The organism is Rhodococcus sp. NPDC057014, from assembly GCF_042673295.1.
Classification (GTDB): Bacteria; Actinomycetota; Actinomycetes; order Mycobacteriales; family Mycobacteriaceae; genus Rhodococcus_F.
On record NZ_JBHUSF010000130.1, the window covers coordinates 1 to 23,225 of the forward strand.

The following is a 23,225-nucleotide window of genomic DNA, read 5'->3' on the forward strand; positions in this document are numbered from 1 at the left end:
GCCGAGAGCTACATCGGCGGCGAGTTCTTCGAACCCAACTACCTCGACACCGACGATCGGGTGCTGCGCCGCTACTTCGCGAACGTGAAGACGCCGGTCGGCGGTGTCGGGTTCGCCGTCATCGCGCAAGCCGTCGCCGACTGGCACCAGCGCGCGCTGTCGGTCACCGGGGAGAAGGACGTCCCGCTGCTCGGCCTGTTCAAGGAGCGCGCGGAGGGCGCAGGCCACTCGTACGGCACGGCGGCCGTGCGCGGCTTCGTCGACCTCACCGAGGAACCCATCGCGTTCGACACGGCGGGCACGCAGGACCACACGGAGTCGCTGCGACTGCTGCCGCTGAACCGGCTCGAGGACGCGTTCGGTCTCGACGACGACGCGTACCGCAACGCCGGTTTCCAGACGCTGACACCCGAGGCGATCGACCGCTTCGAGATCACCCCCGGCTACCGTGCGTTCGCGCGGACGATGGCCGACGAGCGGACCCGTCGTCCCGCCGCGCTCCGCGACGTGCTGGATCTGCCCGCCGACGTCACGTTCCTCACCACGGCGGCGGAGTTCCGCAAGCAGATGGGCCGCTTCTCCCGCAAGGGCAACAACAGCTTCGCGGTGCGCGGACTCGCCTCCGAGGCCGTCGGCGACGACGGGTTCCGGCTCCGGCTCACCGGACCGCACGCGGGCGAGGCCTCCGTGCTCGCGGCGCTCGGCGAGTCGCTGGTGATGCGGTTCGGCGACGACCTGCGCGAGCACCGCGTCGACGGCGACGCCCTCGTGGTGCGCACGTCCGGTGAGGCGCTGCGATGTCTGTCGCTGCTGCGCACCGCTCCGGCGAGCCTGCCGATCGACCGGGTGCAGAAGGCCAGCGACATCACCCCGTTCCTCACGTCCGGCGCCATGAGCCACGGCGCGCTGAACTCCAACGCGCACGAGGCCGTCGCGCACGGCACCAACATGGTCGGCGGCATGTCGAACAGCGGCGAGGGCGGCGAGCACATCTCCCGCTACGGCACCATCCGCGGCTCGCGGATCAAGCAGTTCGCGTCCGGCCGCTTCGGTGTGTGGGCCGGCTACCTCGCCGACCCGATGCTCGAGGAACTCGAGATCAAGATCGCGCAGGGCGCCAAGCCCGGCGAGGGCGGGCAGCTGCCCGCACCCAAGGTCACGGTCGAGATCGCCGCCGCGCGCGGCGGCACCCCCGGCGTCGAACTCGTCTCTCCCCCACCGCATCACGACACGTACTCGATCGAGGACCTCGCGCAGCTGATCCACGACTGCAAGGCGGCGCGGGTCCGCGTCATCGTGAAACTCGTGTCCTCCGAGGGCATCGGCACCATCGCGGTGGGCGTCGCGAAGGCCGGGGCCGACATCATCAACGTGGCCGGCAACACCGGTGGCACCGGCGCCGCCGCGGTGACGAGCCTCAAGTACGCGGGACGTTCGGCGGAGATCGGCGTCGCCGAGGTCCATCAGGCGTTGTGCGCCAACGGTTTGCGGCAGAAGGTGCTGCTCCGCTGTTCCGGCGCGCACCAGACGGCGAGCGACGTCGTGAAGTCGGCGCTGCTCGGCGCCGACAGCTTCGAGTTCGGCACCACCGCCCTGATGATGCTCAAGTGCGTCATGGCCAAGAACTGCAACATCAAGTGCCCCGCCGGCCTGACCACCAATCCCGAGCTGTTCGACGGTGACCCGCGGGCGATGGCGCAGTACCTGCTCAACATCGCGCACGAGACCCGTGAGGTGCTGGCGGAGCTGGGCATGTCCTCGCTGCGCGAGGCCCGGGGACGCTCGGATCTGCTGCAGCTGCTGGACCACCCGTCCAGCGTCGGCCAGCTCGACCTGCGCGCGATGCTCGCCGTGGTCGACGAGGTCACCATCGGCGATCCGGTGTACCTGGAGAAGGACTACACGCTCGACGACGGCTGGCTCGTGCAGCTGCGTGCCGCGCTGATCGAGCAGGGCGAGGCCACGGTCGAACTCGGCGACGGCGTGCACCTGAGCAACCGCAACAAGAGCGTCGGCGCCCAGCTGGCGGTCGACATCGAGCGGATGCTCAATCACGAGCTCACCGAGGTCGCACTGCCCTCCGTGCTCCGCGACGAACGCGGCCGCGGCTACCTGCGCGACGGCAGCGTCCGGATCGCGACGTCCGGGTCCGCGGGCCTGTCGTACGGCGCGTTCTGCAACGACGGCATGGCCCTGGTCCACACCGGCACCGCCAACGACGGCGTCGGCAAGGGCGCCAACGGCGGCAGCATCGTCGTCCGCTCCCCCGGTGGCGGCTCGGATCGCCACGGCGGCAACGTGCTGATCGGCAACTTCGCGCTGTTCGGCGCCACCGGTGGCCGCACGTTCGTCGAGGGCCAGGCGGGCGACCGCTTCGCCGTGCGCAATTCGGGTGCCACCGCGGTGGTCGAGGGTGTCGGCGACTTCGCCTGCGAGTACATGACCAACGGCGCCGTCCTCAACCTCGGCGGCTTCGGCAAGGGCGTCGGCAACGGCATGAGCGGTGGCTTCGTCTACCAGTACGACCCCGAGAACGAGTTGCCCGGCAAGGCCAGCGCCGACTCGATCCTGCTCGGCTCGATCACCGGCGACGACGAGCACGCCGCACTGCACCGTCAGGCCGTGCACGTGCTGCTCGGGTGGCACCTCGAGGCCACCGGCTCCGCCAAGGCGGCGTGGCTGCTGGCGAACTGGGAGACCGAGCAGCACCACTTCGTGTACGGCATGCCGCGCGCGCTGCTGCAGTACCAGGACAGCGACGAGATCCTGAAGGCCAAGCCCCGCAAGGACCTGGCCGACGAACTCGCCGCCGCACTGGTCGGGCACCAGGTGCGCAAGTTCAAGCTGGACTACCGGGACGGTCACGCCGTGCTGGACGGCGCCGTGCCCGGCTACGGCGAGGCCGACACCGAGGCGATGTTCGCACTGCTGAACAACTACACCGTGCTGAACGCGGCGCAGGAGATGGCGCTGTCCAAGCTGCCCGGTGTCACGGATCCGTCCGACCCGGCCGTCGACAAGGCCGTCCGCAACCTGTTGCTCACCGAGGACTTCTTCCTCATGCAGCGGTTGCAGCGGTACGCACGGGAAGCGTTGAAGGACTACAGCGACGAAGATCTGGCCGTGATGGTGGCGGCCAAGCGACTCGCCGACTACAAGGACGCGCTGCGCCGCCGCAACGTCCGGTCCATCGACGCCCCCGGCACGTACGGCTGGATCCTGCACCAGGATGCGAAGAACGTCGACAAGATCGGCCGGCTGCCCGGTTTCGAGGAGCTGTTCGCGCAGCACGCCCTCCCCGATCTGATCCCCACGAGAGACGTGGTGCCCTCATGAAATTGCCCTACATCCCCCAGGACGCCCCGTTCAGCGAGGACCAGCGCGTCTGGCTCACCGGCTTCCTCGCCGGAATGAGTTCGCGTCTGGTCGCCGGCGGCTCCGACGCGCCCGCCGCGGCGGCCGGTGGGCAGCTGCCCGCCATGCACGTGCTGTACGGCAGCCAGACCGGGAACGCCGAGGGTGTCGCGGAAGATGCTGCGGCCGCGGCACGTTCGCACGGCTTCGCACCCGTCGTGAGCGCCCTCGACGACGTCGACACGGACGCACTCGCCGCGATGCAGCGCGTCCTCGTCGTCACCTCCACCTACGGTGAGGGCGAGATGCCCGACAACGCCGAACTGTTCTGGCAGGCGCTGGCCGCGGAGACCGCACCGCGGCTCGAGACCACCGACTTCGCGGTGCTCGCACTCGGCGACACCGGGTACGACGGGTACTGCCAGGCGGGCAAGATGATCGACACCCGGCTCGAGCAGCTCGGGGCCCACCGCGTGACGCCGCGCGTCGACTGCGACGTCGACTACGAGGACGCTGCCGCCGCGTGGGTCGCCGACACGCTGCCGCTGTTCGCGGCCGTCGAGGGCATTCGCGGCGAGTCCGCCGTCGCCGACGTCGCCGAGCCGGTGACGAAGCCGGCCCGCACACGGTCGCAGTGGAACCGCAAGAACCCCTACAGTTCCACGCTGTCCGTGAACCGGCGGCTGTCGAGCGAGGAGTCCGCGAAGGAGATCCGCCACTACGAGTTCGCGCTCGCCGACAGCGGTCTCGAATACGAGGCCGGTGACGCGCTCGGTGTGATGCCGATCAACGATCCCGCCCTCGTCGACGCCCTCGTCGCCCGGCTGGGCATCCCCGCGGACGCCGCCGTCACCGGCAAGGAGCGGCCGCTGCGCGACCTGCTGCTGCACGGGTACGAGATCTCCACGCCGAGCCACGAATTCATCGACGAGATCGAGAAGCGGGCGGGCGACGAGGAGCTGAGTCACGTGCTGCGGCACGGCGACAAGGAAGCCCTCGACGCGTGGTTGTGGGGCAAGGACGTGCTCGACCTGCTGCTCCTCGAACCGTCGGTGACGCTGACGGCGGACGAGTTCGTCGGGCTGCTGAAGCCGTTGCAGCACCGCGCGTACTCCATCTCCTCCAGCCCGTTGGCCAACCCGGGCAGCGTGCACCTGACCGTCGCCAGCGTCCGCCACAGCTCGGCCGGACGCGACCGCGGCGGCGTGTGCTCCACCTTCCTCGCCGATCGGATCGCCGACGGCGGCAACGGCGGGATCTTCGTGTCGAAGAACAAGTCGTTCCGCGTGCCCGCGAACGACGACGCGCCGATGATCATGGTCGGCCCCGGCACCGGCATCGCGCCGTTCCGCGCGTTCCTGCAGGAGCGGCAGGCGCGGGGCGCGTCGGGACGCAACTGGCTGTTCTTCGGCGACCAGCACCGCGCGTCGGACTACATCTACGAGGAGGAGATCGCCGCGATGAGCGACAGCGGTCTGCTCACCCGCCTCGACCTCGCCTTCTCCCGCGACCAGGCGGAGAAGATCTACGTGCAGAACCGGATGATCGAGAACGGCGCCGAGTTGTTCGCCTGGCTCGAGGACGGCGGCCACTTCTACGTGTGCGGCGACGCCACCCGCATGGCGAAGGACGTCGACCGGGCACTGCACGACGTCATCGCCGCTCATGGCAGTCTTTCCACCGAGCAGGCCGCCGACTACGTGACCACGCTCAAGAAGGAAAAGCGCTACCTGCGCGACGTGTACTGACCACGTCGGCAGCAACTCACGAGGAGCAAGAACAATGGCAGTGGTGATTCTGTACGGCAGCGAGGGCGGGACCTCCGAACTGGTGGCCGACAACATCGCCGACGTGCTCGGCGACTACGGCGACACGTCCCTGTACGACATGATGGAATTCGATGCGGGCGATCTCGACCCCGAGAACTTCCACGTCATCGTGTGCTCCACGTACGGTGAGGGCGAGCTGCCCACCGGCGCGGAACCCTTCTTCGAGGGCCTCGAGGAGGACGAACCCGACCTCACCGGCATGCAGTTCGCGCTGTTCGGCCTCGGCGACAAGGTGTACGAGGAGACGTACAACCGCGGTGGCGAGATCATCGCCGAGAAGCTGATCTCCCTCGGCGCGGTCCAGGTCGGCGAACACGGTCGGCACGACGGCTCCAGCTCCATCCGCCCGAAGGATCAGGCCGAGGAATGGGCCAAGAACATCGGCGAGGAATTCCTGGGATAGCGCCTCACACCGGGAGCCGCGACTGCACACTGCGCACCCAGTCGCGGCTCCCGGCGAGGTAGCGGTCCCGAGCCTCCGCGAACAGGTGAACGCTGTCGGCGCCGGGCCAATCCGCAGGCAGCATCCCTTCCGGCAGGCCCGGGTCGATGTACGGGATGATGCGCCATTCGTCGAGCAGCGGCACGAAACGCACGAACGCCTCGCGCGGCGACACCTCCCCCGCGGCGGACAGAGCGACGCGGTGGTGGTCCAGGAAGTCGCGGTGCCGCGAGGCGATGCCGCCCAGATCCCACCACCGGGCGGCCGCGTCCCCCATCGAATCGGGGACGAACACCGACGTCGACACGAACGTGGTCACGTACTGGGACAGGCCCAGCGCGTCGACGATGTCCCCGACCTCGCGGGCGAGGTATTCGGGGGCGATCCACAGTCCCGGTGACACGGTCCCGCACCCGATCCAGCCGAGCCGTCGACGCAACTGGTGCCGCGCCGCCCGTTGCGATTCGGGGATGGTGAACGAGATCAGCCGCCACGGATCGGTGTCCGACATCTGACGGAAACCGAAGATCCGCGGATCGCCGCGGGTGAACATCGCCTCGGCCTGCTCGGTCACCTCGTACCCGCTGCGGCCGTCGCGGGCGCGCGGTCGGAGCACCCCCTTCTTTTTCAGGCGGGCGACCGCGATCCGCGTCGATTCGGGTGGGATACCGACCGCCTGCATCACTTCTACGAAATCGGCGATCGCCACCCACCCGCCGACGTCGCGCACGTACGCGCCGAGCACGGTGCGGATCAGCGACGTGGCACTGCCCGGTCGCGAATCGAAGTCGTCGAGGATCGCGCTCGCCGGTTCAGTCGGCGAGTTCATCACGGATCGCGAATATTCCGGCGCACACCTCGCCGAAGCTCGTGCTCAGCGGGCTCAGGCCGAGACGCAACCCCTGCGGGGCACGGAAATCGGGGATGACGCCCTTCGTCCACAGTCGCTGAACGACGGCCTCGAACCGTGGGTGGTCGATGATGACGTGACCACCCCGCTCGGCGGAATCCGCCGGCGATCCGATCTCCACGCCCAGCGGAATCAGCACCTCGCGCACGAGGTCGAGTGCGTACTCGGTCAGGGCGATCGACTTGGCCCGCACGGCGTCCATCCCGACCTCACCCAGGAGGTCCAGGGTGTCCTGCAGTGCGATCATGCCGAGTACCGACGGCGTTCCGCTGATCACGCGCCGGATGCCGGGCGCCGGCTCGTAACCCTGCGCCATCGCGAACGGGTCGTCGCGCCCCATCCAGCCCCAGATCGGCTGCACGAAGTCCTGCTGGTGGTCGGCCCGGACGTACGCGAACGCCGGTGAGCCGGGTCCGCCGTTCAAGTACTTGTACGTGCACCCGACCGCGAGGTCGACCCCCCACGCGTCGAGTTCGAGGGGAACCGAGCCGACGGAGTGGCACAGGTCGAGCAGCAGGAGCGCGCCCGCCTCGTGCACCACCCGGGCGGCCCCGGCCGCGTCCACCAGGTAACCGGAGCGGTACGCGACGTGGCTGAGAACGACGAGCGCGGTGTGTTCGGACACCACCGACTGCAGGTCGTCGACGGTGACGCCACCCCGGGTGTCCGATTCGATCCACCGGAGCGTGAGCCCGAGTTCCCCGGCAATGGACTCGAGCACGTACCGGTCCGTCGGAAAGTTGTCGCGGTCCACGACGATCTCGGTGCGACCCGGCCGCAACGCGAGCGCACCGCGCGCGAGTTTGTACAGCAGGACCGTCGTCGAGTCGCCGATGGTGGTCTGCCCGGCGGCCGCGCCCAGCGACACCCGCGCGAGGGTGTCACCGATCGTGATCGGCAGTTCGTACCACTCCTCGTCCCACCCGCGGATCAGCCGGCCGCCCCACGACCGGGTGACGAACGCGGTGATCCGCTCGGCGCTCGCCTTGGTGGGCCTGCCCAGCGAGTTCCCGTCGAGGTAGGCGGGCACCGAGGGGTCGTCGGCGCCGATGAACAGGTTGCGGTACGCGCGCAGCGGGTCCGCGGCGTCGAGTTCCGCGGCCCGGGCTGCCAGCACCTCCGTCGACGCGGTCATCATCGTCCGATCTCGGTGCGCACGGCCAGCAGCTCCGGGAAGAACGTCAGTTCGAGGGCCTTCTGCAGGAACCCGACACCGCTGGATCCTCCCGTTCCGGACTTCATCCCGATGGTCCGCAGCACCGTGCGCATGTGACGGAAGCGCCACAGCTGAAAGTTCTCCTCGAGGTCGACAAACTCCTCGAACGCCTCGTAGACGGCCCAGTGCTCCTCGGAATTCTCGTACACGAACTTGATCAGCGGCATCAGGTCGTCGTTCAGGCTGTAGGCGGCGGTCACGTCGCGGTTCAGTGCGGACGCCGGCACGTCGTACCCGAGCCGCGACAGGCACTGCCAGAACGCGTCGTACAGACTCGGCTCACGGAGGAGCCGTGCGAGTAGTTCGTGGGCGGCGGGATCGGCCTCGAACACCGTCAGCATTCCGGCGTTCTTGTTGCCGAGCACGAACTCGACGGCGCGATACTGATAGGACTGGAACCCGGACGAATTGCCGAGGAACTGCCGGAACTCGGAGTACTCGGTCGGCGTCAGCGTGGCCAGCACCGACCACTGCTCGGTCAGCGTCTTCTGGATGTGCTTGACGCGCGCCACGCACTTGAGCGCCCTGCCGATGTCGTCCGCATCGAAAGCGTCCCGGGCCGCGAGGGTTTCGTGTAGGACGAGCTTCAGCCAGAGTTCGGTGGTCTGGTGCTGGATGATGAACAGCAGTTCGTCGTGATGCTCGGGCCTGCTCACCGGTTTCTGCGCGCTCAGCAGGGTGTCGAGGTCCAGGTACGAGCCGTAACTCATCCGCTCGCTGAAATCGGTGACGATCTCTTTCTCGATGGCTCTGGTGTTGGCCTGCACGCCCATGGCCGTCCTCACTGCTCGTGTTCGAGTACCGGGCTCCACCCTCCATATTACACAATCGTGGCGGTCGCTACGATCGTCGAATACACGCCTCGCGGCACTGAGCGAGAGGAGCCTCGACCCGAGTGCGGGCTACTCGGCCGTCTGGGATACCGCGACCGCGGAGTTCGGGACGGCGGCGCGCTGGGGTTGAGCGACGAGGATCAGTACCAGGGACAGGACCAGTCCTGCGACGCTGACCGCGATGAGCGTGCCGTACCCCCCAGCGCTTTCGACGAGGCGTCCACCCATCAGCGGGCCGAGTGCGAATCCGCCGCCGATCGCGAGGTTCGCCAGGTTCACCAGCTGCCCGGACCGATCCAACCCGGAGAGGGTGGCCATGAGGTAGGGAAGGATGAAAGTCCAGGTGAACTTGAAGAGCAACGCGGCCAAGGTGAATCGGAGAACCCCGGGTACTCCCGCCAGCAGAACGACCGACAGGGTCATCGCGAGGTAGCCCACGAGGAGATTGATTCGGGTGCTCGGGCGTGCACCCAGAACGGTGGCCCCGACCGATCCTGCGATGCCGAGCACGGTGGCGATCGACAGGATCACGCTCGAGGTTTCGTTGCCGATCATCGACGCGCCCGCGATGCCACCGAGGAAGGTCCAGATGCCGCTGAGGCTGACGTAGAAAGCAAGCAGCGCAATCAGACCCAGGGTCGCACGGAGAGCGTAGTTCGGTGCGGCCACCGAGTCTTCGTCGCCGGCGCGGCCCGCGAAGGTGTGGTGTTGCGGCAGAAAGCGGACGAGAGGGAGGACGACCATCATGAGAATGGCGAGAACCCAGTATGCGATGCCGATCCCGAAGGTGTCGAAGAACTTCGGGAGTACGGCCAGTCCGATCGCACCGAAGCAGAGTTGTCCCATGAGCCACAGGCCGTAGACACGGTTGCGGTCCCTGGTCTGGGCTGCGAGTGACATGCACAGGACCATCAGCGATCCGCCCGCAAGGGAGGTCAGGAATCGAACCGCAACAAGAGTCTCATAGTCGCCGATGTAGGCCGAGCCGATATTGCCGATGATGAAGATCGTCCCGAAGATCGTGGACGTCGTGCGGAGGTTGTACTTCTTCATCCACCACAGCGCGGGAATCGACGCGATACTCATCGCACCGAGCTCGGCAGCGAACAGATCACCCGTCTGCGACGGACTCAATGCGAGCTGCAGTTGCAGTTGGCTTGCCGCGGCAGGTGCCATGAGAAGGAGCATGGCGACAACGGCCGAAAACAGGACGATGACGGCTACTCGTCCCGTGGAGTTGGGGTCGGTGTTGTCGGATGCGACGCGTCGACCGTCGAGCAACTGGGGCATCGAATGTTCCTTCGTGAAAGGGGAAGGCGGATAGCCGTCAATGTCCTTCTGCCCATGCTCCGATGCGCCCCGGATCATGTGCTGCTATCTGGATGACCGGCTTGCCCGCACCGTGCTGGGAATCGAAGGCAGCGACAGCTTCGGAGAGAGGCAGCACGCGTGTTGCCGGTGGCCGCAGACGACCGTCACGGACCCGGCGCTCGAGGCGGACCAGGCACTCACGATCGGATTCGACGACGAAGAATGTCGCCCGGCCCTGCTCGGGCATCACCCGAGGAGGTTCCGCGATGGTGACGAGGACACCACCGGGACGCACCAGTTTCGCTGAACGGTCGAGTGTTTCGCCGCCTATGACATCGAGTACCACGTCGACCTCGTCGAGATCTTCGAGCCTGTGCCGATCCAGATCCACGAAAGCGTGGGCGCCGAGACCGAGAACCGTGTCACCGTGCCGAGCACGACCGGTGCCGATGACCCGGGCGCCCGCCTCGAGCGCCAGTTGCACTGCCATCGAACCGACCGCGCCGGCCGCACCATGGATCAGTACGGTCTGACCCGTGGCGAGTCGCCCGTGATCGAACAGCGCTTGCCACGCGGTGAGCCCGGAGATCGGCAGAGCGGCGGCCACGGTGTGATCGACTCCGCCAGACAGCGGCGCCAGGTTTCGGGCCTCGACCGCGACGTACTCTGCGAGTGTACCGTTGCGGGTCCAGTCGGCGACCCCGAACACGCGCTGACCGATTGTCAGACCGGTCGTGCCATAACCTAATTCAGCGACGACTCCGGAGACTTCGTGTCCGGGAATGGATGGTGCCCGGTCGCGCCCCGCACGGTCGGACCAGGTGCCGGGCCAGTCGAGCTCGCCGGGTGTGAAGCTCGCGGCGTGTACGCGGACGATGACGTCGTTCTCTGCCGCATGGGGGTACGGAACTTCCGCCACCGACAGTCCACTGACACCGGATTTGTGGTCGGACGCGATGACCGCTTGCATGAAATCCTCACTTCGTTTCGTTCGATTGCGCGACGTGTCGTCGCGGCCGTGCTCAGCCCTGGTGCTGAAATGCGCTGGGGTGGCGCAGATGGTCGCGGGTGGGGTGGCACAGAGGAGGTCGGCGACCGTGACGTCTCCGGCATTCAGCATGCTCTGAGGCTAGTACGGTGGCGAGCCGCCGCATGGGCCACTTGCACACCGAAGTCGGGGGCCACTCACGGGAGTTGCCGGACCAATGCCGCCAGGGCGGCAGGCCATGCGCTCTGTGCGGACGCGGCGAAGCCGACGACCAGACCGTCACGGTCGACGCCGATTTCGGGATGGCGGTAGAGCGCGAGGCCTTCGACAGCGAGATTCCGCCACGCCCGTTCTTGCGCGGCGGCGCTCTCGTTGCCGTCGGCCAGGTGCAGCAGCACGTGCAGGCCCGCAGGCAGACCGGTCACGCGATTGGCAGGCGACGACCGGCCGACCGCGTCGACCAGTTGCTCCCGCCGGCGGCGGTACTGCGCGCGCATCGCGCGAATGTGCTTGTCGTAATCTCCTGTTCGGATGAACTCGGCCATCGCCAGCTGGTCGACGAAGCCGCAGGTGGTCTCGGTCTCGCCCTTCTGGCGGGCCACCGTCTCGACGAGCCGGTCCGGAAGGACCAGCCAGCCGAGCCGAAGGCCCGGGGCAAGGGACTTGCTCGTGGTGCCCATATACACCACCCGTTCGGGGTCGACACCCTGAAGCGCGCCGACGGGGCTCCGGTCATAGCGGAATTCCCCGTCGTAGTCGTCCTCGATGATCACACCGCCGGTTCTGCGTGCCCAGTCGACGACGGCCGCGCGCCGGTCGGAGCGCAGCGGTACGCCGGTTGGGAACTGGTGTGACGGGGTGAGCAGCACGCCGCCCACCTCCTGCATGTCGTCGAGCGCGGCGATGTCGGCGCCGCCCGCGTCGACGGCCAGCGGTGGACAGCGCAACCCTGCCGTGCGCAGTGCTTCGCGGTGCGTCGGCAACCCGTAGGACTCGACCGCCAGGGAGGCAACTCCGGCACCGGCCAGCGCGCGGGCCAACAGCGTCAGCCCCTCGGCGGCACCGCAGCAGACGATGATGTTGTCGGGCCTGCAGACGACGCCGCGGGCCCGCGCGAGGTACTCGGTAAGCGCCAGGCGCAGTTCGGGACGGCCGTACGGGTCCGCGTAACCGAATGCCTCGGACGAGACCGTGTGGAGCGCCTGCTTGACTGCACGGCTCCACTGCCCGCGCGGGAACGACGACAGGTCGGGCTGGCCCGGTCGCAGATCGTGATCCGGGCGGCGCGCCGGCAGCCTCCGCACGCGAAACCCCTCGGCCCGCACGGCCCCCGCGGCACGGCGGGACACCGTCGTGCCGGAGCCGTGTTGTGACGTCAGCCAACCTTCCTCTACGAGTTCCGAGTACGCCCGCGCTACCGTGTTCCGCGCGATGCCCAGGTCCGCGGCGAACGCGCGACTCGACGGCAGCCGAGTGCCCGGGGGCAGCCGGCCCGAACGGATGGCGTCACGCAGAGCGTCCATCACGCTGTCGCGGACCCGGCCGGCGGGCCGCTCGAGGTGCAGATCCAACCCGGCCCTCGGGGCCGGTGGTGAATCGGTGTCCGTGGTGTCGGCGGACACCCCTTCGTCGGCGCTCAGCACATCCTCCAGTTGACGGGAAGACCTGACCAGGAGCTTACGCCGGTGCGGGCATCTCGCCGCGGATGACGAGTCAATGCAACAACGACGAGGGTGGCACACCGTAGCGCTGCCGAAACGCGGCGGCGAACCGGCCGAAATGAGTGAACCCCCATTTCAGCGCAACGTCGGTCACCGAACGGGCCGAGCCCGAGGCGAGTTCGGATCGGACGCCGGCAAGGCGGATCTCGGTCAGGCATTCACGGGGAGTCTTGCCGAGGTAGATGCGAAAGCCCTCCTGCAGACGCCGTACGCTGACACCGGCTACGTCGGCCATGTCCGCTGCGGTCCACAGCCGGTCGGGCTCGGCGTTGATGGCATCGATCACGCGAGTGACGATCCGTGGTCGGACAGCGTGGCGATCGCCGGTCTCGTCCGGGACGGCAGCGAGCAGGAAACCATCGGTGAGCGATGCCGCCAGTCCCTGTGCCACATGCGGATTGGCCAGCAGCGCGTCATCGACGGGTTGATCGACAATGCTGCTCAGCAGTCGAAACCAGCTGGCAGCAGCGGGCCTGCTCAAATCGATCTGATCGGGGATCACGGCATCGGCGCGGCCTGTCACGCGCCACAACTCGCGTTGGACGAAGTCCCGATCGATCTTGACGCCGAGAATCGTGCAGGCACCGGGCCACCGCGTGATATCGGCCGGCGTGTCAGCGGGGTTGACCGTGGCGAAGCCCGGTGTGGACACGACGAGCCGCCCCCTGATCCGGGTCTCGAGTTCGCCGTGAAGCGGGATGTTGATGCCGACGGCGCCGGGATGCTCACTGTGAACGGCAACATCGGCGCCCCAATTGATTCGGACAATGTGCAGCGGGCCGAGGTGCAGGGCCGACACCCCGGGCGACGTGGCAGGGCCGGAAGCGACCAGGGGCATGAGCTCATGCGGAAAATAGGCGTCGGATACGGCATGGGATGCCGCATCCCAATCGGGGTGCCGTATGCCACCCCCGGGGTGCTCGCCGCCTGACTGGGTGCCGGAAAAGCTCTCGCGCAATGTAATCGACCTCTGGTTAACGGATCGCCACGCGACGTGTCCGTGCCTCTCTTCTATCACACGCAGTGCAGAACCAGAAGGGAGCGCGGACAGGACGGTGCGACGCGGACCCCCGCCCGGCGGGGCACGGGCGACGCCGTCTTCGAACAAAGTTTCGGCATTCCGACGTCACTCCGCCCGGGGTTGCGATACTCTGACTGCGTCTGCCGCAATGTGGAGGTGTCGTGTCGAAGGCGAGAACTCGCAGCGGCAACGTTCCGTCTACCGCGACCAGCTTCGTCGGTCGGCGTCAGCAGCGCAAGGAGATCCGCGACCGCCTGGCGAGCGGACGGCTGGTGAGCTTGATCGGGCCGGGCGGAGTCGGCAAGACCCGATTGGCGTTGCAAGTCGCCGACGAGATGAACCACCTTGTCGAAGACGGGGTGTATTTCGTCGAATTGGCGTCCGTCTCGGACGGAGGCGACGTTCCGGCTGCAGTCATTCACACACTGGGAATTGCCGATCAGTCGAATCGTGACGCCACAGCGAAGCTGATCGAATATCTTCGCGATCGCGAGATACTGCTCATCCTCGACAATTGCGAACACGTACTCCCCGGGTCGGTCGCACTGGTCAGCGAAATTCTGCGATATGCGCCGTCGACGCGAGTTCTTGTCACTACCCGCACGTCACTGATGGTGACCGAAGAATTCATTTATCCAGTGCCTCCACTCACCGTTCCCGAGGACGCTGCGCCGGTCACCGTTGAATCCCTGCCGCAATTCGAGTCGATCCGACTACTCCAGGAACGTGCAGAGGCCGCCTCCCCCGGCTTCGTCCTCGACGAGCACAATGCTGCCGCAGCGGCGCGTTTGTGTATTCAGCTGGAGGGAATTCCGCTCGCAATCGAGCTCGCGGTCGCCCGAATGCGCATTCTTTCGCTCGACCAGATCCTGGAACGACTGCCGGACCGATTCGGGTTGCTCACAATGGGAAGTCGATCGGCCGCACCGCGCCAACAGACCCTCCGATCGCTCGTCGATTGGAGTTTTGCACTCTGCACGGAACCGGAACGTCATCTGTGGGCGCGCCTCTCCGTTTTCGCAGGCAGTTTCGACCTGACGTCGGCCGAAGGCGTGTGCGGCGACGGATACGCCGAAGGCGGCCACCCGAAAACAACCACGCTCGATCTCCTGAATTCCCTGGTTAATCAGTCCGTCCTCGCAGTCGAGGACCAAGAATCGACGATGCGCTTCCGGATGCTGGAAACCATCCGGGCGTACGGCGCAGAGATACTCGCGCTGACAGGAGACTCCGAGAGATTCCGCAGCCGCCACCGTCAGTACTTTCTCGACGTGGTCACAGGCCTGGAACGTTCCTGGTGCGGGCCCGGCCAAGCCGCCTCGGCCAAGTGGATGCGCGTCGAGCGGGAAAATCTCCGAGCCGCGCTGGACACCGCCGCCCCGGGCGACAACTATCAACTCGAGTTGATCGGCGGACTGCGATACCGCTGGTACGCCGATGGATACATTGCCGAGGGTCGCAGGTGGGCGGACGAAGCGCTCGACGCACCCGCGGGTGACCGGACACCCACGCCGGCCCGGGCAAAAGCGCTCTGGGTCGCTGCCAGGGTGTGCCTTCTCCAAGGCGACCACGAGGCGGCCGCACTGCGCCTCGACGAATGCGAAGCAGCGGCGACGCAACTTCACCTTGCTGATGCGGCGGCCCACTGCCTCGGCCTGCGGGGACTCGCCGCACAGCTTCGCGGCGACCTTGCCGAGGCCGAGAGCTATCTCGAGGTCGCGCTGCGAGAGTTGGCCGACGTCGGCGAGACCGCCGAATGGCTGATGGCGTCGTTCGAGTACGCCGTCGTACTTTCGCTCGACGGTCGCAGCGCGGAGGCATCGGCCGTCAGCACGTCGGCGCTGGCCGTGTGCCGGCAGCGCGGTGAACGATGGGCGCGCTCGTACCTGAAGTGGAGCCAAGGCCTCGACCACTGGCTGCAAGGCGACTTCACCGCGGCACACGCGACCGCGCTCGACGCGCTTCGTGATCACCGCGTCTTCGATCCGTCCCTGGGCACCGCCCTGATGACCGAGCTTCTGGCCTGGATAGCGGGATCAACCGGTCAGTTCGAGCACGCGGCACAACTCATCGGGGCCTCTCGAATCCTGTGGCGACGCACCGGAACGGAATTGGTGGCATTCGGGCCGAAACTCACGGGCTATCACTCCGCCTGCCGCGGTCTGCTCGAGCAGGCCATGGCACCCCGGGCGCTGTCGGCAGCTCTACAGGCCGGCTCGAAGCGGTCCCCGACGGGAATCATCGCCTATGCATTGGCGGAACAGGTCGCCGGTTCGATTCCCGGGGATGAACCACCCGCGCTCACCAGTCGGCAGCAAGAGATCGCAGCCTTGATAGCGAAGGGGCTGACCAGCCCACAGATCGCGACGGCTCTGGTGATCTCCGTGCGCACCGTGGAGAGCCACATCGAGAACATCATGACGCGCCTCGGGTTCGTCTCACGCAGCCAGATCGCCTCGTGGTACGTCGGACAGTCCCGCTGAGCGGACAACGAACTCGCAGGTCAGAACCGTTTCGCCGCGTTCGCCACTGAACGCACCCGGTACGCACTTCCGCAACTTCCGTACCCCCTACCGTGATCTGCCCCATGTGCGTAATCGCACGGTGCGGCAGATTACGACGGGCCACACGCTGTGACCCATCCCATGCAAGTAGCCCCACAGCGCGGCCGATCACAGCGGGTCAATCGACCACGCGCGAGTCCAACGCGTCGCCGACGTGGCTCGGTGCAACACAGTCCACGCCGGGGCATCCGGCCGAAATTCGAAGGAGTCCCCATGGCATCGCAGTTCGAGGCCCGACACTCCAGCCAGCAGCCTCGGCGAGCGGACACCGAGAATCAGGCACGCGAGGACCTCGCGATGGAGATCAAGGCCAAGACGCCGATCACCGACACCGTCACCCAATTGACCCTGGTCCGCGCCGACGGTCGAGACCTCCCCGACTGGACGCCGGGTTCACACATCGACGTCGTACTCGGACCGGACATGGTGCGGCAGTACTCCCTGTGCGGGGAACCCAGCGACCGTCGTTCGTGGCAGGTGAGCGTCCTGTATCAACCGGACGGCCGAGGCGGATCCACACGCCTTCATCACGAATTGCGCGAAGGCGAAAGTATCACCGTCCGTGGGCCTCGCAACAACTTTCACCTCGTCGACGCACCCCGGTATCTGTTCATTGCCGGAGGAATCGGAATCACCCCGTTCCTCCCGATGATCACGTCGGTCGATCGCGCGGGAGCCGAATGGTCCTTGATCTATGGAGGCCGTAGTCGACGCAACATGGCGTTCGCAGACGACCTGAAACAGGCTCACCGCGACCGCGTGACCTTGGTTCCGGCAGACATCCACGGGCGCATCGATCTCGCTCGCATCCTTGCGGGTGTCACTCCCGATACCGCGGTATACGTGTGCGGACCGGAGAGTCTGCTGTGTGCTGTGGAGGCGATGGGCGCCGAACTCGACAATATCGGCAATATTCACCTGGAGCGGTTCACTCCGAAGACTCCGACGGACGCGCCCGTCCTCGATGAATTCGAAGTCGAATTCGTGCGGAGCGGAATCACCGTCTCGGTCGGATCGGATCAATCAATTCTCGACGTCGCACGGTCCGCCGGCATACCCGCACCATTCTCCTGCTCCGAGGGAACGTGCGGGACCTGCGAAACAAATATCGTGTCGGGCCTGGCCGACCATCGTGATTCAGTTCTCAGCCCTGCAGAGCAGGAAGAAAACAGCACCTTGATGATCTGTATCAGTAGGGCCGCGTGTCCAAAGATAACACTCGACCTCTGACAGCCCACCGAAGAGAGGAAAACAATGACTGGATGCCCGGTCGCTCATACCGCCGCCACATTCTCGTTCTTCGACCGCGAATATCAGGAGAATCCGGGAGCCTCGCTGGCGTGGGCTCGCGAGAGCCAGCCGGTGTTCTACAACGACGACTCGGACTACTGGGTCGTCACGCGGCACGAAGACGTGAAATCGGTCTTCAGCCAATTCAATCAGTTCTCTGCGGCCATCACCCTGACGCCGGTCACCCCTCCCTCCGAGGAGGCGGGCGCGCAGCTCGGCAAGTACAACTTCGCACCCTGCCCCGTCCTCGCGGATTCCGACCCGCCCATGCATCGGCAGTACCGCCGGCTGAACGCTCCGGCATTCATGCCAGACCGGATCGACCCTCTTACTCCCTACATTCGGGACACGACGAACGCCTACATCGATCGATTCGTCGATCGGGGTCATGCCGATCTCGTCGCCGATATGCTCTGGGACATACCCTGTTTGGTCGCTCTGCAGTTCTTGGGGATTCCCGAGGAGGACGTCGACACCGTACGCAAACTGGCCACGTCCATGACCGAATTCGTGTGGGGACGGCCTACTCCCGAGGAGCAGATCCGTGCCGCCGACGGATTGGGCCAGTTCTGGGAGATGGGTGAGCGCGTCATAGGGAAGCTCAAGGAACTCGACGATCCACCGGGGTGGTTGGGCCACGCGATCACGATGCAGCGCGAGCACCCGGACGTCATCTCCGACACGTGGCTGCAGACGAACGTCATGGGCGGCGCGATGGCGGCCCACGAGACCACGACCAATGCCACCGCGAACGCGGTCGTCACTCTGCTGAGGAACCGCGACCAGTGGGATCGCCTGTGTGCGGACCCATCTCTGATCCCCGCGGCGGTCGAGGAGTGCTTGCGACTCAACCCCTCGGTGGCCGCCTGGCGCCGAGTCGCGAAGCAAGACGTGCAGGTCGGCGACGTGACGATTCCCGCGGGAGGAAAGATCCTCATGGTGATCGCGTCGGCGAACCAGGACGGCTCCGTCTTCGACGATCCCGAACGATTCGACATCGACCGAGACGCCAAGGCACACATCGCATTCGGCGCTGGCACGCACATGTGCCTGGGTAACCATCTCGCCCGGCTGGAGATGGTCATCTATCTGGAGGAGCTGACACGACGCCTGCCCCACATGACTCTCGACCACCAGGAGTTCCACTACGTTCCGAACACCTCGTTTCGGGGCCCGGAGTCGCTGCACGTCAGTTGGGACGTCGAGAAGAACCCGACCCTCACCTGAGCGGCGCCTCGCGCGCCGAGCGCTCTCGAGCACTCCCGAACGCTACGAACGGAGAAAGCACGCATGACCACCAACTCCATCGACTTCTCCGATACCAGGACCTGGCCGCCACTGGACGGACTCGCGCCAGGATTCGACGGCAACAAAGCCGTCAGGTCGAGCAGTGTGGCCGGCCGCGACATCGTGTTCACCAACTCCCATGGCAGCCGGGTGTCGCATCGTTTCGGCACGGCCACCGTCGAATGGAGCTACGAGCCCGGGCCCGGCGACCCGCACCCAGTCATCTCCGGAAGGGACGACTACGAGGCCTTCGACGTCGCAGAAGGGTTGGTGTACACACAATTCCATCACCGTGACGACGTGCCGAATACAGCAGTCAGCCTCGTCCTCGACTTCGACCACGGACGCAGCCTGGCCATCGTGAGCACGATCGGAGATCCGGCCGAAGGCCGGACCCGGGTGCAGCACAACTTCCTGCAGGGCCGCATCGAGGGACTGGAGACGCGCGGACCGGAGCCGGCACCCACGACCGCACTCCTGGGTCGGCGAGTGCTGTGGACCTACAGCGACGAGCACAGCTACGAGCACGTCTACCTCGGACCGCACTCGTATACGTGGCACTGCCTGGCCGGGCCCGCGGCCGGTCTTGCGGACACCGAAGAGTGCACGACCTATCAACTACGCCCTGGAATCTACGTCTTTGCCTCGCGGGAAAAGGTGACCCCCTGCGCGTCGGTCACCATTGCCGATCACCGCGACATCACGTCTCTGCGATCGTACGGAGCCCTCTTCGGGCTGGACGCGACAGGTGAATTGCCGACGCACTTCACCTTCGGCGCAGTAGGCGAGCTACTCAGTCACACCGTACGAAACACCCACTCCTGAAAGGACACGCCCATGTTGGCTAAAGGAAACGTCAAGGTCACCGACCTGCTCTGCGCCACCCCGCCCGCCATTCCCGAGGGTTCGCACGCGATGACACAACTCGTCGAACTCCCACCGGCCGACCCCGGACTCGCGCCGCATCGCCACTCCGGACCGGTGTTCGGTTACGTATTGGAGGGCAGCATCTTCTTCGAGTTGGAAGGCGAAGAACCCAGGCTGATTGCTGCGGGCGAGGCATTCTGGGAACCTGGCGGTGACGTCGTGCACTACCAGGTCTCCAATCCCGATCCAGAGGCCTGGAGCCGGTTTGTCGCCGTGTGCATCTGCGCTCCCGACGTGGACATGATCACCATGCTCGAACCGGAAGAGATCATCGCCCGCGATCATCTGCGCCACCCCAGCGCACGTCAGCACCAGGGCTGAGCGCGGCTGCGACCCCACGTCGCGCACTCGAAACGAAATGAGGATTCATGTCAATACTGTCGCGACGGGCGGTGGCCGACATCATTGCCCGCCGGTTCGCCGCCAAGATCAACTCTGCGATCCACCCCGCCGGCGAGCCCCGGTTCCCTGAAATCACCATTCGCACAACTGACGTCAGCATAGAGACGCGCCACGGTCCGGTCACTGCGACCATCTATCCCCCGCAGTCGCCGACAGGCAACCCCGGGGTTTATGTGAATGCTCACGGCGGCGGCTTCGTGGTGGGACACCGAGAACAGGACGACGCATGGTGCCGCTTCCTGGCCGCCCATGCCAATGTCTATGTGCTCAACACGGATTACGCGTTGGCGCCGCACAAGCGGTTTCCCACGCCCGCCGAACAGTTCTACGACGTAGTCCAGTGGGCATCAGCACCGGAGCGTGACTGGGACGGCACGCGGTTGTGCGTCGGCGGCCAGAGCGCAGGAGGCAATCTGTCAGCAGCCGTATCGCGGATGTCGCTGGAAAACGACGGCCCCGCCATCTCGTTGCAGATTCTGCACTACCCGCCGCTCGACATCGTGACGCCTCCCTCCCACAAGCCGTCACCGCTGGGCTCGAAAGCCGTCCTGCAGCCCTGGTTGTGTGAGGTGTTCGACACCGCCTACACGCCCGATCGCGCGCAGCGTAGCCACCGGTTCGTCTCGCCGGCATGGGGAGACAACGCCAACGGCATCGCAGGTATCGCACCGGCATTGGTCATCACCGCGGAGTTCGACCGACTGCGCAATGAAGCCAAGCGATACGCGGACAAGCTCGAGGCGGTCGGCGCGCTCGCCGAATACGTCGAGGTGCGTGGTGTCGACCACGGTTACGACATCATGACCGACGAGACCGAGATAACACGGCGGATGTACGAGGTGATCGTCGCTCACGTCAACCGGGCGATCGACTGAAACGTTCTGTCCTACAACCGTTCGACAACCTACCCAAGAGGAACATCATGAGCAGCGTAAATATCGGCAAGCAGCACCCGACCGTCTACAAAAGCCTGGTGAAGCTGGACGCGGAGGTGAAGTCCGCTCTGGACCTGGCGGGCGTGGATCCGCTTCTGGTGGAGTTGGTGAAGATCCGTGTCTCCCAGCTGAACGGCTGTGCCTTCTGCCTCCGCATGCACACCCGCGACTCTCTGGCCAAGGGAGAGAAGGCAGATCGGCTCGCGGTCGTCGCGGCGTGGTGGGAGGCGCAGTACTTCAGCGACCAGGAGCGTGCCGCGTTCGCTCTCGCCGAACAGGTCACCGGTCTCGCCGTTCCGGAACGGCGCACCTGGGACGACGGCTCCCTCACAGAGGACCAGGTGTCGGCGATCAGCTGGCTCGCGATCGTGATGAACGCCTGGAACCGGGTTGCCATCACCAGCCACTACCCAGTGGCGCCGTAGAGCGTGCATTCTGCCGGTCGCTGAGTGTAACGATGTTCGATATCCCAGTCGCGCACGCGGCGATGTTCGTCGGAGCGGTCGGGGCTCTCGTCCCGATGTGGCGGGCGCACGGATCGGACTGCCGGGTCCGGATCGGGCACGGCGCGATGGCGGTGTCCATGGTCGCGATGATGATCCCCGCTGTGCCGGCCGGGATTCACCTGCTGGGGGGTGCCGTCCTCATCGCGCTCGCCGTGTTCGTCACCGGCGAGACCATGCACCGCCGGACCGCGGTTCCCTGCGCGGTCGATCTCACGGCGATGGGGGTGCTGCTGCTCCTGGCCCCGATGTCCGCTCCCGCCCCGGCGGCCCCGGCGGCGGCGCCGGGGCCCTCCGGCCACCATCACGGTGGCGCAGGAATCTCGACGGGCTGGCTTCCCCTCGTCGTGCTCGTGTGCTGGGCACTGCTGACCCTGCACCTCTTCCGCTCCACCCCGCGCCGCGACCGCCGTTCCGGCGTCAAGACCGCGGCTGCGGGTTCCGCACTGATGATCGTGGGCATGGCTCCGATGGTCGTCTGACACCACAGAGGGGTCCCGAGCAGAGTCCTCGCCCACTTCGCAAAGTCGTACAGAGAAAAGAGTTTCCGTGTCCCTCGTGTCCGAACCCACCACACCGCAGAAGATCGAACTGTCCGACGAGGAAATCTTCGCCGGCCACATCGGGGGAAAGCTGTCCGTGGAATTGACGACCCCGCTGGACAACCAGCGCGCCCTGTCCATCGCTTACACGCCCGGCGTCGCGCAGGTCTCCCGCGCCATTCACGCCGACGAGACCCTCGCCGACCGCTACACCTGGACCAACCGGCTCGTGGTCGTCGTCTCCGACGGCTCCGCGGTGCTCGGTCTGGGGGACATCGGTCCGCGCGCCTCGCTTCCGGTGATGGAGGGCAAGTCCGCCCTGTTCAAGAACTTCGCCGGGTTGAACTCGATCCCGCTTGTCCTGAACACCCAGGACCCGGACGAGATCGTCGAGACCCTGATACGGCTGCGCCCGAGCTTCGGCGCGGTGAATTTGGAGGACATCTCGGCACCGCGGTGCTTCGAGATCGAACAGCGTGTCATCGAGGCGCTGGACTGCCCGGTCATGCACGACGACCAGCACGGCACCGCGATCGTCGTCCTCGCGGCGTTGAAGGGTGCGGTGAAGGTCCAGGACCGGGACATCCACGACCTGCGGGTGGTGATTTCCGGTGCCGGCGCCGCCGGTGTGGCGTGCGCGAACATCCTGCTCGCCGCCGGCATCGCGGACGTGACGGTGCTCGACTCGAAGGGCATCGTCTCGGCCGACCGGCAGGATCTCAACGAGATCAAGATCGATCTGGCCGCGCGCACCAACCCGGCAGGTTGCCGCGGCGGGGTCGTCGAAGCCCTCGACGGTGCGGACGTGTTCCTCGGCGTGTCCGCGGGCACGGTGCCTGAGGAGCTGATCGCGACGATGGCCGATGACTCGATCGTGTTCGCGCTGTCGAACCCGGATCCGGAGATCCACCCCGACGTCGCCCGCCGGCATGCGGCGATCGTCGCCACCGGACGCAGCGATTTCCCGAATCAGATCAACAATGTGCTGGCCTTCCCCGGTGTGTTCCGCGGCGCCCTCGATGCCGGTGCCCGGCGGATCACCGAGGGCATGAAGCTCGCCGCCGCCGAGGCGATCCTCTCGGTCGTCGGTGATGAGTTGGCTGTGGACAGGATCGTTCCCAGCCCGCTCGATCCTCGCGTCGCCCCGGCT

At 66.5% G+C, this 23,225-nt stretch carries 19 protein-coding genes; 12 read left to right on the forward strand and 7 right to left on the reverse strand.

All coding sequences use genetic code 11. The features are described 5' to 3' along the window. The 3 genes from ACFTZB_RS23750 to ACFTZB_RS23760 all read left to right on the forward strand — a co-directional run. Positions 1-3,336: glutamate synthase-related protein (locus ACFTZB_RS23750; RefSeq protein ID WP_378434600.1), on the forward strand; the 3,336-nt coding region annotated here is incomplete at its 5' end. Next, positions 3,333-5,102: a sulfite reductase subunit alpha gene (locus ACFTZB_RS23755; protein WP_378434602.1), complete on the forward strand. Its 1,770-nt coding sequence runs from the start codon at positions 3,333-3,335 to the stop codon at positions 5,100-5,102. The genes ACFTZB_RS23750 and ACFTZB_RS23755, both read left to right, overlap by 4 nt. 34 nt (positions 5,103-5,136) lie before the next feature. Then, the gene (locus ACFTZB_RS23760) at positions 5,137-5,586 is read left to right on the forward strand and encodes a flavodoxin domain-containing protein (RefSeq protein WP_378434604.1); all 450 of its coding nucleotides are present in this window, start codon (positions 5,137-5,139) and stop codon (positions 5,584-5,586) included. A gap of 4 nt (positions 5,587-5,590) precedes the next feature. Here ACFTZB_RS23760 and ACFTZB_RS23765 read toward each other — a convergent pair whose 3' ends face one another. From ACFTZB_RS23765 to ACFTZB_RS23795, 7 genes are all read right to left on the reverse strand, one after another. Continuing rightward, positions 5,591-6,454 carry a PaaX family transcriptional regulator C-terminal domain-containing protein gene (locus ACFTZB_RS23765; RefSeq protein ID WP_378434606.1) on the reverse strand — a complete coding sequence of 288 codons (864 nt, stop codon included), beginning with the start codon at positions 6,452-6,454 and terminating at the stop codon, positions 5,591-5,593. Next, entirely contained in the window at positions 6,438-7,673 is a 1,236-nt protein-coding gene (locus ACFTZB_RS23770; protein ID WP_378434608.1) for a kynureninase, read from the reverse strand. The genes ACFTZB_RS23765 and ACFTZB_RS23770 overlap by 17 nt, the downstream gene beginning before the upstream one ends. Next, positions 7,670-8,524: a tryptophan 2,3-dioxygenase gene (locus ACFTZB_RS23775; protein WP_378434610.1), complete on the reverse strand. Its 855-nt coding sequence runs from the start codon at positions 8,522-8,524 to the stop codon at positions 7,670-7,672. Before ACFTZB_RS23775 ends, ACFTZB_RS23770 begins: the two co-directional genes overlap by 4 nt. Positions 8,525-8,653: 129 nt before the next feature. Continuing rightward, on the reverse strand, positions 8,654-9,874 hold the full coding sequence (locus tag ACFTZB_RS23780) for an MFS transporter (RefSeq protein WP_378434613.1): 1,221 nt from the start codon (positions 9,872-9,874) through the stop codon (positions 8,654-8,656). A gap of 37 nt (positions 9,875-9,911) precedes the next feature. Continuing rightward, the gene (locus tag ACFTZB_RS23785; RefSeq protein ID WP_378434633.1) at positions 9,912-10,865 is read right to left on the reverse strand and encodes an NADP-dependent oxidoreductase; all 954 of its coding nucleotides are present in this window, start codon (positions 10,863-10,865) and stop codon (positions 9,912-9,914) included. A gap of 215 nt (positions 10,866-11,080) precedes the next feature. Next, a complete protein-coding gene (locus tag ACFTZB_RS23790; RefSeq protein ID WP_378434635.1) occupies positions 11,081-12,505 on the reverse strand; it encodes a PLP-dependent aminotransferase family protein in 1,425 nt (474 codons plus the stop codon). 91 nt (positions 12,506-12,596) lie between these two features. Beyond that, positions 12,597-13,508: an AraC family transcriptional regulator gene (locus tag ACFTZB_RS23795; protein ID WP_378434637.1), complete on the reverse strand. Its 912-nt coding sequence runs from the start codon at positions 13,506-13,508 to the stop codon at positions 12,597-12,599. A 278-nt stretch (positions 13,509-13,786) separates the two neighbouring features. On the opposite strand from ACFTZB_RS23795, the gene ACFTZB_RS23800 reads away from it, so the two are divergent. From ACFTZB_RS23800 to ACFTZB_RS23840, 9 genes are all read left to right on the forward strand, one after another. Further along, complete coding sequence (locus ACFTZB_RS23800) at positions 13,787-16,108, forward strand: ATP-binding protein (RefSeq protein WP_378434615.1); 2,322 nt, start codon at positions 13,787-13,789, stop codon at positions 16,106-16,108. Positions 16,109-16,402: 294 nt separating this feature from the next. Next, the gene (locus ACFTZB_RS23805) at positions 16,403-17,419 is read left to right on the forward strand and encodes a PDR/VanB family oxidoreductase (protein WP_378434617.1); all 1,017 of its coding nucleotides are present in this window, start codon (positions 16,403-16,405) and stop codon (positions 17,417-17,419) included. Positions 17,420-17,443: 24 nt separating this feature from the next. After that, positions 17,444-18,706, forward strand: a complete 1,263-nt coding sequence (locus tag ACFTZB_RS23810) for a cytochrome P450 (protein WP_378434618.1) — start codon at positions 17,444-17,446, stop codon at positions 18,704-18,706. Positions 18,707-18,769: 63 nt separating this feature from the next. Further along, a complete protein-coding gene (locus ACFTZB_RS23815) occupies positions 18,770-19,591 on the forward strand; it encodes a MoaF C-terminal domain-containing protein (protein WP_378434620.1) in 822 nt (273 codons plus the stop codon). A gap of 12 nt (positions 19,592-19,603) precedes the next feature. After that, on the forward strand, positions 19,604-20,014 hold the full coding sequence (locus ACFTZB_RS23820; protein WP_378434622.1) for a cupin domain-containing protein: 411 nt from the start codon (positions 19,604-19,606) through the stop codon (positions 20,012-20,014). Positions 20,015-20,061: 47 nt separating this feature from the next. Further along, on the forward strand, positions 20,062-20,970 hold the full coding sequence (locus ACFTZB_RS23825; protein WP_378434624.1) for an alpha/beta hydrolase: 909 nt from the start codon (positions 20,062-20,064) through the stop codon (positions 20,968-20,970). Positions 20,971-21,017: 47 nt separating this feature from the next. Continuing rightward, entirely contained in the window at positions 21,018-21,455 is a 438-nt protein-coding gene (locus ACFTZB_RS23830) for a carboxymuconolactone decarboxylase family protein (RefSeq protein ID WP_378434626.1), read from the forward strand. A 32-nt stretch (positions 21,456-21,487) separates the two neighbouring features. Continuing rightward, positions 21,488-22,015 carry a DUF5134 domain-containing protein gene (locus tag ACFTZB_RS23835; protein ID WP_378434629.1) on the forward strand — a complete coding sequence of 176 codons (528 nt, stop codon included), beginning with the start codon at positions 21,488-21,490 and terminating at the stop codon, positions 22,013-22,015. A gap of 67 nt (positions 22,016-22,082) precedes the next feature. Next, positions 22,083-23,225, forward strand: a 1,143-nt coding sequence (locus tag ACFTZB_RS23840; RefSeq protein WP_378434631.1) for an NADP-dependent malic enzyme, incomplete at its 3' end; no start/stop codon positions are given.